This window comes from Jiangella gansuensis DSM 44835, from assembly GCF_000515395.1.
GTDB classification, from domain to species: Bacteria; Actinomycetota; Actinomycetes; order Jiangellales; family Jiangellaceae; genus Jiangella; species Jiangella gansuensis.
On record NZ_KI911782.1, the window covers coordinates 3837392 to 3855143 of the forward strand.

Below are 17752 nucleotides of genomic sequence, written 5' to 3' on the forward strand. Positions count from 1 at the left end.
TGATGCAGATCGTGGCGGCCATCGCCCGCTGACCGGTCGTCTCAGTGGCCGGGCGGAACAAGGTCGCACTCAATGTCGCCAGCCACAGTGGTCGGCTCGTTGGTCACCTCCTCGACGTTCGTGTCGACAGTTTGGGACCTGACGAGCACGTCGAGTCTGAGGTAGCGGCGGCCATCGGCTCACTTGTCGTGCTGGCCGGCCAGGACGACACCGACGAGCCGGATGATGCTGGCGCGTTCGGGGAAGATGCCCACGACATCGGTGCGGCGGCGGATTCGCGGTTGAGCCGCTCGTTGGGGTTGTTCGACCAGAGCTGGCGTCAGACCGCCTTCGGGAACGCGGTGAAGGCGAGGACCTCCGCGCGGGCCTGCTCGATGTACTCGGCGACCGTGGGGAGCTTCTCGGCCAGGGCGTCGACGACGCGGTCGAACTGGCGTGCACCGACTCGGCGTCGGGCTGGTCTAGATCGAGTGCAGCAGCGCTTTGATCCACCCCTATGCGTCATATGGCGCGACCACGACTCATCGCCGACGATCGCTCGGTGCTATGGGCGAGCTGAAGCGGGCCAGCAGGTTCGGGCGATATCTTTCGGCATTGAAACGGTCGGCGTGAAACTCTGCATCGACCGGTTCGCCATGGGCGGCGTATCGGAACCCCTCTGGACTCCGCTTTCCGCAGCCGGCGCCGCTATGACCGGGGAGTCCGCGTCGATCTACGTTCGCCCGGATGGATCCCTGGCGCAGACGATCTTCTACTTCACGGCCCGGGGCTGCTCCGGTCGAGCAGGTTGATCGATCTTGGTTTCGTCGTTGTCGTGCGATGAGTTTCGTCGGTGTGCTGGGGCCGTTCCTGTGAGTGCCGACATGGAGGAGGAGATGGACATGGGCGCGCGCGACAGCATGAAGGTGGGGATGTATTCCTTCGATTGCCGTGACGCAGCGACGTTGGCGGGCTTCTGGTCTGCAGTGTTGATGCGATCGGTCGACGAGGGTGCGACGTCGGCGTTCGCGACGATCGGTTTCGCGGGAGAAGGCCCGACCTGGATGTTCCACCAACCGAGCGGTGAGCTTGCATCCGGCGAGAACCGTCTGATGCTCGATCTGGGCGGTGAGAACGACTGGGCAGAGCAGGCCGACCGTGTCGAGACGCTTGGCGCGGAGCGGGTCAGCGATAACGAAGTGGACGGCATCCGCTGGGTCGTGTTCCACGATCCCGAGGGCAACACCTTCCGGATCTTCGCTCCACGTCCGGAGTAGACCCGCAAGTTCGTAGAGCACTACTTTTCGCATGTTCTGAGGCCCCTCTCTTCCGGCCGGCTTCGTCGGCTGATGGTGAGCGCTTCGAGCAGCCATCCGGATCTCCGCGACGCATACGTCATGGAACGTCGCTTCGGCCGGTTCGGACCCGTCGATCAGGCGCACGGTACGGCGCAGCGCGTACTGCAGGCTCATTGCCAGCAAGAGGGGCCCAGATCGCCATCGGCGCATACGCCACGAGCTGGACCGTGGTGGCCGGGCCCGGCCGCATCTGGGATCGAACGGTGTCCCGGTGACGGCGACCACGACGATGCCCACGGTCCACATTGCGGTTAGCACCATCGCGCTGACGACTCCCAGGACGGGGGGCAGCCATGGCGGGTTGATCCGGCACTGCAACTGCACGGCTCGAGCGGGACGATCTAAATCCCATGCGCGAGCGGCCGTTCCCGTTCAAAGATCTTCGGCACGACGCTGCTTATAGCTCCGGCGGCGCATGCCGGCGGGCTGCTGGGCGACGACTGCGCCGTCGGGTCGCCATGTACCTGGCGCGCAGTGCCGGCCGAGCGCGAGTAGCCAGCCAAGCTTGAGGAGCCGCATGACAATACAGCACGACAAATTCCTGATCGTCACCCTCCGCAACCGATCGTATGAGGTCAACCTCACGCTTCTTCATCTGTCGCCCGACGATCCCCATTTGGGGCGCAGGTGCGTGCGCATCCGAGAAATCCACACACTTTGCCGCGAATATGGACCGCAGACCCGCGAGCGATGCAGAGGCGCACTTATCGGCGCTCAGGCGCGCCTGCCGACTGATGTGGCGGCGCGGCCGCGACGCTAACGAGAGAGAGCTGTCCCAAGGCACCCAGGACTCATGTGCCAATGGCATGTGAGGTGTATCACATCATTCGCTACGTGCTATTCCCATGCGTTTCGGCCTCTCACGAGTAGGGAGTCCTTTCCGCGTGCATTGGTTCCGCGCGGATATCGACCGTGCCTCATGCGCGGACACCGCGAACGACGGTGCTGGGTTCCTCGGGGATTTCCGAGTTGTAGGGAGACCGAGATCATGTCGATGTATCGACGGGGGAAGTTCCGCGCACGCCGCCGACGGTTCCGTGGCCTGGCGGCGCCACTTGGTGTGACGGGGCGGCGAATCCTCATGGGCGCCAAGCCGTCAGCGGCGGCCGCCCTTGCGCTCGCGCTGCTCTGTTCACTGATGGTCGCTGGCGCCTCGGTGTCTGCTCAGGCGGTACCGGCTGAAGCGTCGGCCGGCGATCAGGCCGACGCTGGTGAGGCCGTGGAGGTCGCGGAGACGGCGGACGGGAGCGTGGACGCGGCGCCTGAGGAGGATACATACGCCTCCGATGAGCAGGCAATGACGGCTGAGGGCGAGGTGGATCCGCCTACCGACTCCGGCGAGCCGCAGGCTCCCGGGCGTGACGAGGATGCGGAGCCCGCGCTGCCGGACGATTCTGACCGCGACCGTTCGGAGCCTGAGAGCGCTGACGGCCAGGCGGGTGGCCCGATTGCGCCGATGGCGGCGGAGTCGCCCGGTTCGGCCGTGACGGGCGGGACGACGTTCTACGCGTACGTCGGTGCCGGTGAGTCGTTGGACGCGCTCTTCGCCAAGGCGTTCGAGCTAGGCGCCGTCGGTTCTGACACGCAGATCCGGATCACTGATCCTTCTGGGGCGGTGCGGCACGACTGCACGATCCAGAACACCGCGCCGAACGGGGCGGCGCCGTGTGATGTCACGGGCCTGACGGGACCGGCGGGCGTGTGGTCGATCGAGGTCATCGCTCTGAACGGGAACCCAGCCAACTGGCCCGAGTCGGGTACCAGCTTCTTCGACTGGGAGATCTCCGTACAGGACGGCGCCGGCGCCGACGTTCCGGGCCGCGTCTGGACGGAGAAATACCGGGGCTACGACTGGCAGCGTGACCTGAATCCGGATGTTCACTTCTGGGTGGTAACGGAGCACGGTTCGCAATACACGGTGGATCTCTACGACTTCAATGGCGGCGGTTGGGCCTTCGACAGCAACGCCTTCGGTGTCGCCCCGACCGGTACATGCGCACCCGCGTACCAGTCGATCGAGATGACGACGAACACGCCGGAGTATCCGTCGGCGCCGGCCTCTTGCGGTGATCCGTACAAGCTGTTCTTCGAACCGCCCGACCCCAACCTTCCCGCCACGGCGCCAGGGGCTAACGGCACGGAGTGGGTGCTCCCGCCTGTGGTCACCCCCACGATCGACAACCTGCAGTTCGGCTCGGTCGACACCGACACAAGGGAGGGAACGTTCACCTACGACCTCACCGACTTCACCGGCACCTACAGCCTGCAGATTGACGCCAACGGTGACGGCGATTACGACGATCCGGTAGACCGTGTGATCCCGCTGTCGGGCTCGAGTGGCTCGCAGAGCTACTCCTGGGATGGGCTGGACGGCAATGGTGATCCAATCGGTGTGTGCCAGGAGATCAACGCCAGGGTCGCCATCGACCGCATCGACGAGATCCACTTCGTCCTGGGTGATACCGAATCCCTGGGCGGCATCACCATCGAGCAGCTCATCGGCAACGCGCCGGGCGAGACGACCATCTACTGGGACGACACCCAGATCATCGGGACCCCGCCCACGACACCGATCGACGGCACAGCGGGGGTGGAGAGCGACGTCCCTGGCGGCGTCCATGGCTGGGCGTTCAACTGGAGCGACTCTTGGGGCAACCAGGCCGCGATCGACAACTGGACCTACAGCGCTGTCGACGTCGCCGAGACCCTCACCGTGCCGTCGGAGTGCTTCGAGATCGAAAAGATCTCCGATGCCACCGCCGATTCGCGGCCCGGCGATGTCATCACCTACGAGGTGACGATGCGCAACACCGGCACGGCGACGTTCACTGCCAGCAACCCGGCGCGGCTGTTCGACGATCTGACCGGTGTGATCGACGACGCGACTTATAACAACGACGCCACCGCTGACCGCGGCCCGACGCCGTCGTACAGCGCGCCGATCATCTCGTGGGAGGGCCCGCTGGCGCCCAACGAGATGGTGACCATCACGTACACCGTCACGTTGCAGGGCGGCGGTGACGGCGAGGTTCGGAATGTGGCGTTCACACCCTTGTGTGATCCGGCCGAACCGGACTGCGACACCACGACGCCGGTCTGCGACCCGCCTGACGACGAGGGCCGCGATCCGGACACCGGTTTGCCGTGTGCGGAGCACGAGTTCGAGCTGCCGCGGCTGCAGATCGACAAGGTGGCCGACGTGACGGAGCTGCCGGGTGTCGGCGAGACCGTGACCTACACCGTCACGGCGACCAACGTCGGGCCCGGCGTCTACACGCCGACCGCTCCAGCACCGGTCACCGACGACCTGACGGATGTGATCGACGACGCGACCTACAACAATGACGCGACCGCTGATCGGGGGCCGACGCCGTCGTACAGCGCGCCGATCATCTCCTGGGAGGGCCCACTGGCCGTCGGCGAGACGGTGACCATCACCTACACGGTGACCTACACCGGTGCGGGCGACCACATCCTGGTCAACACGGCCTGCGTGCCGGACGACCAGGTCGTCGTGGACGACGACCCCTGCGCGTCGGTGCAGATCCCGGCCGCGTTCATCGAGGACAGCAAGGCGGTGGAGGCGTCGGATGACCCGCTGGTCGCCGGTTCCACGCTGACCTACACGTTGACCTTCGAAAACACCGGCGAGGCGGCAGGCACCGTCGACAAGGTCGACAACCTGCTGCACGTGCTCGACGACGCCGACGTCACGGTGCAACCGGTCGTGGACCCGGCCGGCGGCCTGACGGTGTCGCCGATCGCCAACGGGCAGTTCTCCATCACCGGCACGCTCGACCCCGATGAGGTCGTGACAGTCACCTACACCGTCACGATCAGACCGGAGGGTGAGCGCGGCGATAACGTGGCGGCGAACTTCCTGCTGCTGCCGACGGATCCGGCGCCGTGCGACCCGGCCGAGGAGGACTGTACGGTGCCGCCGTGCGAGCCGGCTCCGGGTGAGCTGCCGGACTGCACGACCACTCCGATCGGTGAGATCGAGGACGGCAAGTCGGTCGTGGCGAGCGACGACCCGCTGGTGGCGGGGTCGACGCTGACTTACACCCTCACGTTCGAGAACACCGGCAACGCCGACGCGGCGGTGGACAAGGTCGACAACCTGCTGCACGTGCTGGACGACGCCGACGTGACGGTGCAGCCGGCCAGCAGTGACCCGTCGAAGCTGACGGTTTCGGCGATCGCCGGCGGCGAGTTCTCCATCACCGGCACCCTCGAGCCCGGCGACATCGTCACCGTCACGTACACCGTCACGATCAAGCCCGAGGGTGAACGCGGCGACAACCAAGCGAACAACTACCTGGTCGAGCCGGGTACCGACATCTGCGACCCGGCCACCGACGAGGACTGTGCACCACCTCCGTGCATCCCGGCAATCGGGGAGCTGCCGGACTGCACCGTCACGCCGCTCGGTGAGATCGTCGACTCCAAGGCGGTCGAGGCGTCTGACGATCCGCTCGTCACCGGCTCTACCCTCACCTACACGTTGACGTTCGAGAACGTCGGCAACGCCGACGCCGTCGTCGACAAGGTGGACAACCTGCTGCATGTCCTCGACGACGCCGATGTCACCCTGCAGCCGGTCGTGGACCCGGCCGGGGCGCTCACGGCGTCGCCGATCGCCAGCGGCGAGTTCTCCATCACCGGCACTCTGCAACCGGGCGAAATCGTCACCGTCACGTACGAGGTGACGATCAAGCCCGAGGGTGAGCGCGGCGACAACGTGGCGGCGAACTTCCTGCTGCTGCCGACGGATCCGGCGCCGTGCGACCCGGCCGACCCGGACTGCGTCACTCCGCCGTGCGAGCCGGCTCCGGGTGAGCTGCCGGACTGCACGACCACTCCGATCGGCGAGATCGAGGACGGCAAGTCGGTGGTCGCGTCGGACGACCCGGTCGTCGCGGGCACGGTGCTGACCTACGCGCTCACGTTCGAGAACGTCGGCAACGCCGACGCGCCGGTGGACAAGGTCGACAGCCTCCTGCACGTGCTCGACGACGGCGACGTCACGGCGCAGCCGGTCGTTGACCCGGCCGGTGAGCTGGCGGTGTCGCCGATCACCAACGGTGAGTTCTCGATCACCGGCACGCTGCAACCGGGCGAAATCGTCACCGTCACCTACGAGGTGACGATCCGGCCGGACGGGGAGCGCGGCGACGATCTCGCGGCGAACTACCTCATCGAGCCGGGTGAGGAGATCTGCGACCCGGCCGACGAGGACTGCGAGCAGCCACCGTGTGTGCCGACGCCGGGTGAGCTGCCGGACTGCACCGTCACGCCGGTCGGCGAGGTCATCGACTCCAAGACCGTCGAGGCCTCCGACGACCCGCTGACGGCCGGTTCGACGCTGACCTACACCCTCACGTTCGAGAACACCGGCCAGGGCCCGGCGCCGGTCTCGAAGATCGACAACCTGCTCCACGTCCTGGACGACGCCGACGTCACGACGCCGCCCGCCGTCGACCCGGCCGGTGAGCTGACCGTGTCGCCGATCCAGAACGGCCAGTTCACCATCACCGGCACCCTGGATCCCGGCGAGGTCGTGACCGTCACCTACACCGTCACGCTCAAGCCCGACGGGGAGCGCGGCGACAACGTCGCGGCGAACTACCTCATCGAGCCGGGCGAGGTCATCTGCGACCCGGCCGACAAGGACTGCGAGCCGCCGGTCTGCGAGCCGGCCGAGGGCGAGCTGCCGGACTGCACCATCACGCCCATCCCGGAGCTGGAGGACTGGAAGGAGGTCGTGGCCAGCGATGACCCGCTGGTGGCAGGGTCGACGCTGACCTACACCCTCACCTTCACCAACACCGGTGAGGCGGCGGGCAACGTGGACAAGATCGACTACCTGCTGCACGTGCTGGACGACGCGGAGGTGACGTCGGAGCCGGTGGCGGACCCGGACGGCATCCTGACGGTGTCGCCGATCGCCAACGGCCAGTTCACGATCACCGGCACCCTCGACCCGGGCGACATCGTCACCGTCACCTACGAGGTGACGCTGAAGCCCGACGGGGAACGCGGCGACAACCAGGCGGTGAACTTCCTGCTGCCGCCGATCGACGCGCCTCCGTGCGACCCGGCCGACGAGGACTGCGTGGTGCCGCCGTGCGAGCCCGCCGAGGGCGAGCAGCCGGACTGCACCGTCACGCCGATCCCGCAGATCGAGGACTCCAAGTCGGTCGACCCGGCCAGTACGACGCCGGTGACTGGTGGGCAGGAGCTGACCTACACGCTCACGTTCACCAACACCGGCGAGGCCGCCGGTCTGGTGGACCGGGTCGACGACCTGACCCACGTGCTCGACGACGCCGACCTGGTGTCCGGCCCGACCCCGTCCGACCCGGCGCTGGCGGTGACCGGTCCGGACGACGAGGACCGGATCCATATCACCGGCGAGCTGGCACCGGACCAGACGGTGACCGTCACCTACACCGTCGTGGTGAAGGACGCGGAGGACCGCGGGGACGACGTGCTCGCGAACTTCCTCCTCGACCCCGAGGAGGAGCCGCCGACGGAGCCGGTCTGCGAGCCGGCCGAGGGCGAAGAGCCGGACTGCACCACCAACCCGGTCGGCGACCTCGCGGTGGACAAGTCAGTCGACCCCGAGTCCGGCACCGAGGTGGCGCCCGGTGACGAGCTGACCTACACGCTCACCTTCACCAACACCGGAAAGGGCGAGACGACAGTCGAGCACACCGACCACGCCGCGGGCCTGCTGGACGACGCGGTCCTTGTCGACGGCCCGACGGCGTCGGACCAGGCGCTGGCGGTGACCGGTCCCGATGACGACCTGATCCACGTCACCGGCGCCCTCGCCGGCGGCCAGACGGTCACCGTCACCTACACCGTCGAGGTCAAACCGCACGACGAGCTCAGCGACGGGCTGCTGGAGAACTTCCTCACGCCGACGGGTGAGGAACCGCCCACCGAGTGCGCCGAGACGAACCCGCTGTGCACCGAGAACCCGGTCGAACCGCCGGCAGACGAGCCGCCCGCGGAGGAACCCCCGGGCGACGAGCCGTCGGCCGACGAACCCCCGGGCAATGAGCCCCCGGGTGACGACGACCTGCCCGACACGGGTACCGGCCTCGGAACGCCTACTCTCCTCTCCGGCATGGCACTCCTGGCCGGTGGCCTGGCCTTGCTCGCGGCAACTCGCCGCCGCAACCAGGCCGCCGGGGAGAGGAGCGTGAACCCCGACGACCTCATCTGAGCCGGGTGTCCCGGTCCGGCGGAGCCCCCTCTGCCGGACCGGGACGCCACAACGGGTCGCCCGCCGTACGGGGGTCGGCGGGCGACCCGGCCGTCATTGCCCGACCCACCGCGCACCGCCGCGCGACCCCCGAGGCCAAGCTCCCTGCGACGCTGAAGGTTGTTGACGATGACCTCGGGAATCACCGATCCACCACGGGCGGCGCCCACGCGCTTGGACGAGCTCGCGCCCTTGACCCTGATTGAACGCACCGACGGCGGCATCCCGAAAATCGCCGAGTGGCTGCGGCGGCAACAAGAGACTGGCGCGGCGATCCTCTGGCTCGACGCCGAAGGCGGCGACGACGCGGACGCGTTCTTCCAGCGCCTCGAGTCCAGCCTCGTCCAGGCCGGGATCGTCTCCGCCGGCTTGACCGCAGCAGCCAGCCCCGGTCTTCCGGGAACGGCCTGGCTGGGCGTGGCGGCGGCCCTCGAGCGCGTGGCCGAGCGGCTGATCGTCGTGATCGAGAACGCCGACCGCCTGGACAGTTTCGGCGTCGCGCGACAGCTGTGCGCCCTCCTGGACACGACGTCGGCGTTGCACATCGTGGCCTGCGCCCGCAACCCCAGCCCGCTCAGCGCCGCCGCTAGCCGGTACCGCGTCCGGACCGTCACCGTCACCGCGACGGTGTGAGCCAGCAACTGTCAGCAGCGCGGGGCCTTTGGGTCGCGGCGGGTCGCGATCAGGTTCGTCCGACACGGCGGCCCGCTACCGAGAAGAGCCGGACATCGAATCGCCCAGCACATTGATTGACCTGCTCGTGGCGCCCTAAACCACACCTCCTCAGACCCGGGGTGACGGCCACGTCGGGCCGATGGCGCGATTCTTCGGCGCTCACCAGGCCCGGCCGCGCATGACGTTGATGACGTCGCCAAGGTTAGGTGGCGGATGTACCGGTCGGTGGTGGCCAGTGAGCCGTGGCGCAGCTGGCCCTGCTTGTTATGGCCCTCCCTGAGATCTTCACCGTTTGTGATGCGCGGAAGAACCTGTCGGGGCTGATCGAGAGCACCCGGCAGGGGGCAGACGGCGGTGATTGGCGCCCACCGCAAGCCGGCCGCGATACTCATGCACCCGAGCCTCCTGGAGGCCATACCAGCACTGCTCGGCGGTCAAGCCGACCAAGTCGCCCGGGAACTGGTCGACGAGCAGTGGCGTGGGCTCGTCCAGTCACGCGCGGGCCTACCTGCCGGCCGGGCCGGTGGGCGGCGACTTGAGCCACGCGTTGTGCTCGTGCAGAACGTCGATTGGCTCGATGAAGACGCCGCCGAAGTAGGCGTCGTGGGCGAAGACCGGGCGGCCATCGATGTATGCGACGTTCGACTCGGTGACCCGCTCCGTGGCAAGCAGTGGTTCGGCGTCGTGCTCGAGGTAGACCGACCGCAGACGTCCTCGGCGCAAGGTCAGCGTGATCCTGTACCAGGCCGCTCGCGAGGGCTCGATGCTTCCCCGCTGACGGCTACGACGCCGTCCCTTGGAACCAGTCATACAAGAAGGGTGACCCCTGCCGCGCACACGCGGCCGATCCGTGATGCATGCCACGAACCATGCCACGCGGGTTCGGGAATGGTAGCTCTGAATGACGTTTGCACTGGTAGGGCGGGTGGGACTCGAACCCACGACCCAGGGATTATGAGTCCCCTGCTCTAACCGGCTGAGCTACCGCCCCAGGAAGGTGCCGGGCCGCCCCGCACGTGGGCCCGCGCCGCGAGAACCCTACCGCGCCGGGCCGGTTACGGCCCAGCCGTGAGCCACCGGCGCCCGGCGGAGGCCCCCGGAACGAGGCGTTCCCGGGAGCCGCGGCGTTGCGGCTCCCGGGAACGGGTCTCCGGTCGATCTCAGTGCTGGTGGTGCGTGTGCCCAGCCGACGCCGTCGTCGTCGCCTCGGCCGGGGTCCGGCCGACGTCGGAGGCCGCGGCGGTGCGGGTGATCATGCCCCGCTCGCGGTTGGTGATGACGCCGTCGGTGACCAGCTGGTTCGCGACCGCGGTGACGTGGCGGACGAAGGCGCCGTGGTTGGGCCAGTCGCCGTCCTCGTCGATGAGGTCGTTGATGGTGCAGCCGTCACCGGTGTCGACGTTCACCACGGTGGAGTCGATACCGCCGATGATCACCGTGTCGCGAGTGTCGGAGTCCGGGCAGGCGTCCCCGTCGCCCTCGACGATGGTGAAGGTCACCGACCCGGCCTCGGAGGTGTTGCCGGCGTTGTCGGTGGCCCGGTACTGCACCGTGTGCGTCCCGACGTCGTTGACCCGGACCGGCTCGGTGTAAGGCATGAAGGCACCGTCGCCGATGGCGTAGTCGACACTCGCCACGCCCGACCCGGTGTCCGTCGCCGTGACGGTGACGGTGGCGGCGCCGATGTAGTTGCCGTCGTCGTCCTGGTCGCCGGCCACGGCCGCGGATACCGTCGGCGGCGTGGTGTCGTCCGGTTCCGGTTCGGCGACGGTGAAGCTCACCGATCCGACCTCGGAGACGTTGCCGGCGTTGTCGGTCGCTCGGTACTGGACCGTGTGTGCACCGGCCTCGTCCACCACGACGGGCGCGGTGTAGGCGGTGAAACCGGCGCCGTTGAGGTTGTACTCGACCGACGCGACCCCGGACTGGGCGTCCGACGCGGTGACGGTGACGGTGGCGGCGCCGATGTACTCGCCGTCCTCGTTCTGGTCGCCGGCCACGGCCGCGGATACCGTCGGCGGCGTGGTGTCGTCCGGCGACGGTTCGACGACACCGAATGCCACGGTGCCGATCTCCGAGGTGTTCCCCGCGTTGTCGGTGGCCCGGTAGCGGAGCGTGTGCTCACCCGGTTCGGACACCACGACCGGCTCGGTGTAGTCGACGAACGCCCCGTCGTTCAGGGCGTAGGCGATGCTGGCGACGCCGGACTCGGCGTCTGTCGCGGTGACGGTGACGGTGGCGGCGCCGATGTAGTTGCCGTCGTCGTCCTGGTCGCCGGCCACGGCCGCGGACACCGTCGGCGGCGTGGTGTCGTCCGGCTCCGGCTCGACGACGGTGAAGCTCACCGACCCGACCTCGGAGACGTTGCCGGCGTTGTCCGTCGCCCGGTACTGGACCGTGTGCGCACCGGCCTCGTCCACCACGACGGGCGCGGTGTAGGCGGTGAAACCGGCGCCGTTCAGGTTGTACTCGACCGACGCGACCCCGGACTGAGCGTCCGACGCCGTGAGCCTCACCGAGGCCGAACCGACGTAGTCGCCGTCCTCGTTCTGGTCGCCGGACACCGCCGCGGACACCGTCGGCGGCGTGGTGTCGTCCGGCTCGGGCTCGACGACGGTGAAGCTCACCGACCCGACCTCGGAGACGTTGCCGGCGTTGTCCGTCGCCCGGTACTGCACGGTGTGCGCGCCCACCTCGGACACGACCACCGGCTCGGTGTACGGCACGAAGGCGCCGTCGTTCAGCGCATACGCCACCGACGCGACGCCGGACCCGGCGTCGGTCGCCGTGACCGTCACGGTCGCCGACGCGATGTAGTTGCCGTCGTCGTCCTGCTCGCCGGCCACCGCCGCGGAGGCCGTCGGCGGTGTCGTGTCGTCCGGCTCCGGCTCGACGACCGCGAAGCTGACCGACCCGACCTCGGAGACGTTGCCCGCATTGTCGGTCGCCCGGTACTGCAGCGCGTGCGCGCCGACGTCGTCCACCACGACCGGCCCGGTGTAGGCGACGAAACCGGCGCCGTTCAGGTTGTACTCCACGGACTGCACGCCCGACTCCGCGTCGGTCGCGTTCACGGTGACGGTGGCGGAGCCGATGTAGTTGCCGTCGTCGTCCTGGTCACCGGCCACCGCTGCGGACACGGTCGGCGGCGTGGTGTCGTCCGGCTCGGGCTCGACGACGGTGAAGCTCACCGACCCGACGTCCGAGACGTTGCCCGCGTTGTCCGTCGCCCGGTACTGCAGCGTGTGCGCGCCGGTCTCGTCGACAACCACCGGCGTCGTGTACGGGGTGAACCCGGCGCCGTCCAGGTTGTACTCGACGGAGCCGACCCCGGACTCCGCGTCGGTGGCGGATACGGTCACCGACGCCGACCCGATGTAGTTGCCGTCGTCATCCTGCTCGCCGGCCACACTGGCCGACACCGTCGGTGGTGTGGTGTCGTCCGGCTCCGCTTCCACGACGGTGAAGGAGACCGAGCCGACCTCGGAGACGTTGCCGTCGTTGTCGGTCGCCCGGTACTGCACCGAGTAGTCACCCGGCTCGCTGACCGTCACCGGTCCCGTGTACGGCTGGAACCCGGTGTCGCGGATCTCGTACTCGACGGTGTCGACGCCCGATCCGGCGTCGGTCGCGTTGACCGTGACGGTGGCCGAGCCGATGTAGTCGCCCTCGGTGTTCTGGTCGCCGCTGACCGTTGCCGAGACCTCCGGCGGCGTCGTGTCCCCGCCGTCGCCGGTCACCACCAGCACACCGTTCATCTCGCCGTGGCCGGGGAACGCGCAGAAGTAGTAGTACGTGCCGGGGGAGAGCGTGACCTCCGCCTGCCACCGGCCGCCGTTGCCGTCGAACGGGGTGGCGGTGATGTCGAGCGAGACGTCCTGGTTGTAGTCGGGGTTCGCCGTCTCGAAGGTCAGCGTGTGCGGCATACCGGTGGTGTTGCCGGTGGCCACGCTGTTCTCGAACACGATGGTCGCCGGCCCGGCGGTCGCCGTGGTCGGGAAGGACGCGTAGTCGGTGACGCTGTTGTTCGCGGTCCAGGTCAGCACCTGGTCGGCGGCCGCCGACGACGGCGACGGCGACGGCTCGCCGCGTAGCGACGCCGACGCCGGCACCAGGCACAGGGCGGTGAGCGCTGCCGTCAGCAGCGCCACCGTCAGTTGACGGGACGTCCGCGACCGGGCCGCGGCGCTGTGATGGCGGCCGGTCAGGGCCGCCAGCAGTCGTCGAAACATGGGCATGTGCACCTCTCGTGAATCCGGGGCGCACCCCGGCGGTGGGCCGGCCGGCGCGGGACGGTCGATGACCGCACCCGCGCCGGCCGGCCGCCGGGGCTACAGCTCTCGAACTCGGATGTTGCGGAATTCGATCAGGTCGCTGTTGCCGTGGTTCTGCAACCCGATGTAGCCGCTGAGGAACTGACGCAGGTCAGTCGGCGGGTCACTCGGACGCGACGACGTGATGCCGGGCGCGTTCTCGAACTCGTTGATCACCACGCCGTTGCGGATGATCGTGTACTGCTGTCCGACCACGCGGATCTCGTAGTCGTTCCACTCGCCCTTCGGCGTCACGCCGGCGTCGTCGAGCCCGCGCGGGTCGAAGTTGTAGATCGACCCTGTCTTCTGCGGCTCGCCGGTGGTGCCGTCGTAGATCTGGATCTCGTGGCCGCAGTAGATCGCGACCCATGCCGGGGACGAGGCCGCCGACCCGGTACGGCCACATTCCGGCCGTTCGGCCAGCGGCGCGTCCGGGTTCGGGAACCGGGTGAACACGCCGCTGTTGGCCCGGGTGTTGCCGGTGGAGACGTCCCGGAACTGCAACCGCAGCGAGAAGTCGGCGAACTCCTGCTCGGAATACCAGAGCATGCCCAGGCCACCACGGCTGATGATCGTGCCGTCGTCCTGGAGCTCGAAGAAGCCGCCCGGTGCCTGGGTCCACCCCTGCAGGGACTCGGCGGTCCCGTCGAAGATGGCGTCCCAGCCGGTGTCGCCCGGCTTGCCGATGCTGGACTGGGCCGCGGCCCGGGTCAGCGTCGAGCGTTCCCGGCTGGTGAGGACCCCGTCGGCGACGAGGTCGTTCGCGACGTCGGTCACGTGCCGGACGAAGGCGCCGTGGTTGGCCCAGCTGCTCTCGTCGTCGATGAGGTCGTTGACCGTGCAGCCGCCGCCGACGACGTCGTTCGTCACGCCGGTGTCGGTGTCACGCAGCCAGACCGTGTCGCGGTCGTCGGAGACCGTGCAGCCGACGACGACGTCGAGCTCGGTGCTCATCGTCTCGCCGTCCGCGTACGTCACCGTCAGGGTGGCGGTGTAGGTGCCCACCGCGTCGTAGGTGTGCCGTGGGTTGGCCTCGTCCGATGTGGCGCCGTCACCGAAGTCCCACGCGTAGGACACGCCGCCGGAGCGGGCGCCGGTGAAGGCGATGGTCAGCGGCTTGTTCTGGACGGCCGTCGCCGATGCTGCCGCCACCGGTGTGGCCGGGCCGCCGTTGTAGACGACGCGGATCAGCTTCTGGTTGGGCGTGAGGCTGAAGAAGCCGCCGCCGTAGTCGGACATGTACAGCGCGCCGTCCGGGCCGAACCGCGAGGTCATCATCCAGCCGTTCAGCTGGTCGTTCCCGGCGCCGTGCGGGATGATCGGCGCGAGGTTCTCGCCGAACAGCGGCGGGCTCTGGCTCTCGATGCCCTCCGGGTCGACGGTGACGGCCACCCGGCTGCTCGAGCCGCAGTTGTCACCGATGATCCACTTGCCCTCCCAGTACGACGGCCAGGAGACGCCGCTGTCGGTGTCGACCTGCGACTCCCGGAACGTCGGGCCGGTCATGACGGCCTGGCAGCCGCCGCTGCGCAGGTACGGGAAGGTGTAGGTGGCGTCGGCGTTGTTGTACGTGGGGATGCCGTCGCCGCGGTCCGGGAAGACCGGGTTGCCGCCACCGGGCGAGTACCAGATCATGTTGTCCCGGGCGTCCGGAATGTCCACGAGGCCGGTGTTGCGCGGCGAGGTGTTCTTCAGGTCGCCCTTGCAGTCGTACCAGTCGGTCAGCACCGAGGCGTCCTCGTTGCTGCGGTCGCGGTACGGCTGCCGGTTGCCCATGCAGTACGGCCAGCCCTGGTTGCCCGCCGACGTGATGATAGTCGCGGTCTCGTACTTCGCCGGGCCCAGCTCCGGGCTCGGGTTCGTGGCGTCCGGGCCGACCCACGCGGCATGCAGGTAGTCCGTCACCGGGTCCACGTACAGGGTCGAGATGTTGCGCACGCCCATGACGTAGATCTCCGGGAGGGTCTTGCCGCCGCCCTCTTCCTCGCCCGTGAACAGGTTGCCCTCAGGGATGGTGTACGTGCCGTCGGGTTCCGGGTGGATCCGCAGGATCTTCCCGTTGAAGTCGTTCGTGTTGCCCGACGTGCGGCGGGCGTCCTGGAACGAGATGCCGGCGAACTCCTGGGTCCAGTTGTTGCCCGAGTAGCCGCTCGAGCCACCGGAGGAGTTGGCGTCGCCGGTGCCGATGTAGAGGTTGCCCTCGGAGTCGAAGTCCATGCCGCCACCGGCGTGGCAGCAACTGTGGATCTGCGTCTCCCAGGCGAGCAGGTCCTCGCGGCTGTCCAGGTCGATCGACTCGGTGGCGGCGTCGTAGGTGAACCGCGACACCGTCCGCTCGCCGACCCGGCGCTCCTTGTCGATGGACTCGTACGGCATCCAGTAGACGTACATCCAGCCGTTGTCGGTGAAGTCCGGGTCCAGCGCGATGCCGACCAGGCCCTCCTCGGTCTTCACCAGCTCGCCGCCACTACCCCGGTTGCCGAACACGTCCAGCGAGGTCAGCAGTTTCACGTCACCGGTCTCCGGGTCCCACTGGTGGATCGTGCCGCAGCCGCGGCCGACGTTCGGGTCGTCCCACGGGACAACCGGGCCGGTGGCGCAGGATGCCTTGCCGATGTAGAACACGGTGCCGTCGGCGGCAACATCCAGGCCGTGCGGCTCGCCGTTCTGGTCGAGCTGGCCGGGCTGGTTGGGCGCCGTCAGGCGCTCGACGTCGTAGTTGGCGCCGATCGTGGCCTGGCAGTCGCCACGCACCATGCCGGTGGCCCACTGGATGGCGCCGGCCACGTGGCTGCGCAGCGCGTCCTCGGACCAGCTGTCCGCGGTGCCGCCCATGCCGGTGTAGAACGAGCGGCCGCCGTCGTAGTCACGGCACCACGAGATGGGGTGGAACGCGCCGTTCGCGCCCTCGCCCGGCTCGTAAGTGCGCTCCTGCACCTGCGCGACGGTGTGCACGGTGCCGACCGGGTTCGGCGCCCAGTTGGTCCAGCGATCCGTGCGGGTCAGGGTCAGCGGCAGCCCGTCGTTCGCCGGGTGCTGGCGGTCGACGATGCTGACCGTCGCCTCCTGCGGCTGCACCGGCTCCGGTTCGATGACGTCGCCGGCGAAGAGCTGCCACTCGGCAAGCTGGGTGAGGGTGTCGCCGGAGTTCCGGGTGATGTCGAGCCGGTAGTACTCGTAGGCCTGGGTGTTCTCGAACGAGTAGGCCTTGGTCTGGAAGCGTTCCGGGAAGTCCTCGTTGGTCCGCCGGTCCAGGTCGGTCCAGGTCTGCCCGTCCGCCGAACCCTGCAGCGTCCAGTCCTGCGGGTCGCGGCCGGCGGCGTCGTTGGCCGACGACAGCGCGTACTGGTTCACCGCGGCCGGCTCCGTGAGACGCACCGTGATCTGTGCGGTGGGCACGAACCCCAGCCACTTGGTGTTGACGTTGCCGTCGACGACCTTCGGCGCGTCCTCATTGGGCGGGTTGTTCGCGCTCGCGGACACCGACGCGATGTCGAGCGGGTCCGGCAGCGCGCCGACCGGCCGGGTGCCGATGAGGCCGGTGAACCACTCCGAGCGCTCCTGCGCCCGGGACGCGTCGCCGATGCCGAGGAAGCCGCCGCCGTCCTCGATGAAGGCCTCCAGCGCGTCTTCCTGGCTGGGGGTCAGCTCGGTGCCCTGGGCCGAGAGGAAGACGACACCGCGGTACTGCGCCAGGTTCGCTGCGGAGAAGACCGCCGGGTCGGAGGAGACCTCGACGGTGAAGCCGTGTTCGGTGCCGAGCTCCTGGATCGCCTGGGTTGCCTCCGCGACCGGGTCGTCCTGCGCGTCGGCCGCACCGTGGAACACCAGGACGGCGACGCCGTCGGCAGCGGCCTCGGCCTTGGCCGCGGCGAGGGCCTGCCGGGCAGCGGGAGAAGCGGTGTCCGCCGACTCCGCGCCGGCCTTCGGGGCCGCCTCGACTTCCGGGGCCGAGCTCGTCGGGCTGGGTGATGGCTCCGGCTGGCCCTGCGCGGGCAGCGCGACCATGCTCAGCGCGAGCGCCGCACTACCGGCCAGGACCATCGTGCGGCGCCATGGGGCCGACCGCCCCGGTGGGCTTCCGTCTCGACGTTCGAGGCTCCTGCGTCTCATCGTTGCTCCTTCGATCGATGGTGCGCCCCGTGGCTGTTGCG

At 68.8% G+C, this 17752-nt stretch carries 6 protein-coding genes, 1 tRNA gene and 1 pseudogene; 3 read left to right on the plus strand and 5 right to left on the minus strand.

Annotated features, from left to right (window positions below; all coding sequences use genetic code 11):
• Positions 1-41: 41 nt before the first annotated feature.
• Positions 42-488 (minus strand): annotated as a pseudogene (locus JIAGA_RS33955) (transposase); the annotation flags it as partial.
• A 393-nt stretch (positions 489-881) separates the two neighbouring features.
• Between JIAGA_RS33955 and JIAGA_RS0118035 the strand changes: the two are divergent.
• From JIAGA_RS0118035 to JIAGA_RS0118045, 3 genes are all read left to right on the plus strand, one after another.
• Positions 882-1256 (plus strand): VOC family protein, encoded by a 375-nt coding sequence (locus JIAGA_RS0118035; protein ID WP_157553283.1) that lies wholly within the window; start codon positions 882-884, stop codon positions 1254-1256.
• A 1378-nt stretch (positions 1257-2634) separates the two neighbouring features.
• Complete coding sequence (locus JIAGA_RS0118040; protein ID WP_169738888.1) at positions 2635-8571, plus strand: DUF7927 domain-containing protein; 5937 nt, start codon at positions 2635-2637, stop codon at positions 8569-8571.
• A 162-nt stretch (positions 8572-8733) separates the two neighbouring features.
• Positions 8734-9243 carry a hypothetical protein gene (locus JIAGA_RS0118045; RefSeq protein ID WP_157553285.1) on the plus strand — a complete coding sequence of 170 codons (510 nt, stop codon included), beginning with the start codon at positions 8734-8736 and terminating at the stop codon, positions 9241-9243.
• 546 nt (positions 9244-9789) lie between these two features.
• On the opposite strand, the gene JIAGA_RS0118050 is transcribed toward JIAGA_RS0118045, so the two are convergent.
• The 4 genes from JIAGA_RS0118050 to JIAGA_RS0118070 all read right to left on the minus strand — a co-directional run bounded on the left by JIAGA_RS0118050 (position 9790) and on the right by JIAGA_RS0118070 (position 17711).
• The gene (locus JIAGA_RS0118050; protein ID WP_026876751.1) at positions 9790-10008 is read right to left on the minus strand and encodes a hypothetical protein; all 219 of its coding nucleotides are present in this window, start codon (positions 10006-10008) and stop codon (positions 9790-9792) included.
• Between the two features lie 191 nt (positions 10009-10199).
• A tRNA-Ile gene (locus JIAGA_RS0118055) sits at positions 10200-10276 on the minus strand.
• Between the two features lie 169 nt (positions 10277-10445).
• Positions 10446-13517, minus strand: a complete 3072-nt coding sequence (locus tag JIAGA_RS33265; protein WP_157553287.1) for an OmpL47-type beta-barrel domain-containing protein — start codon at positions 13515-13517, stop codon at positions 10446-10448.
• 99 nt (positions 13518-13616) lie between these two features.
• On the minus strand, positions 13617-17711 hold the full coding sequence (locus JIAGA_RS0118070; protein ID WP_084469772.1) for a ThuA domain-containing protein: 4095 nt from the start codon (positions 17709-17711) through the stop codon (positions 13617-13619).
• Positions 17712-17752 lie beyond the last annotated feature (41 nt).

Coding starts and splice junctions, on each gene's coding strand:
- JIAGA_RS0118040 (WP_169738888.1), top strand. CDS start 2,635: ATGACGGCTGAGGGCGAGGTGGATCCGCCTACCGACTCCGGCGAGCCG.
- JIAGA_RS33265 (WP_157553287.1), bottom strand. CDS start 13,517: ATGTTTCGACGACTGCTGGCGGCCCTGACCGGCCGCCATCACAGCGCC.
- JIAGA_RS0118070 (WP_084469772.1), bottom strand. CDS start 17,711: ATGAGACGCAGGAGCCTCGAACGTCGAGACGGAAGCCCACCGGGGCGG.
- JIAGA_RS0118035 (WP_157553283.1), top strand. CDS start 882: ATGGGCGCGCGCGACAGCATGAAGGTGGGGATGTATTCCTTCGATTGC.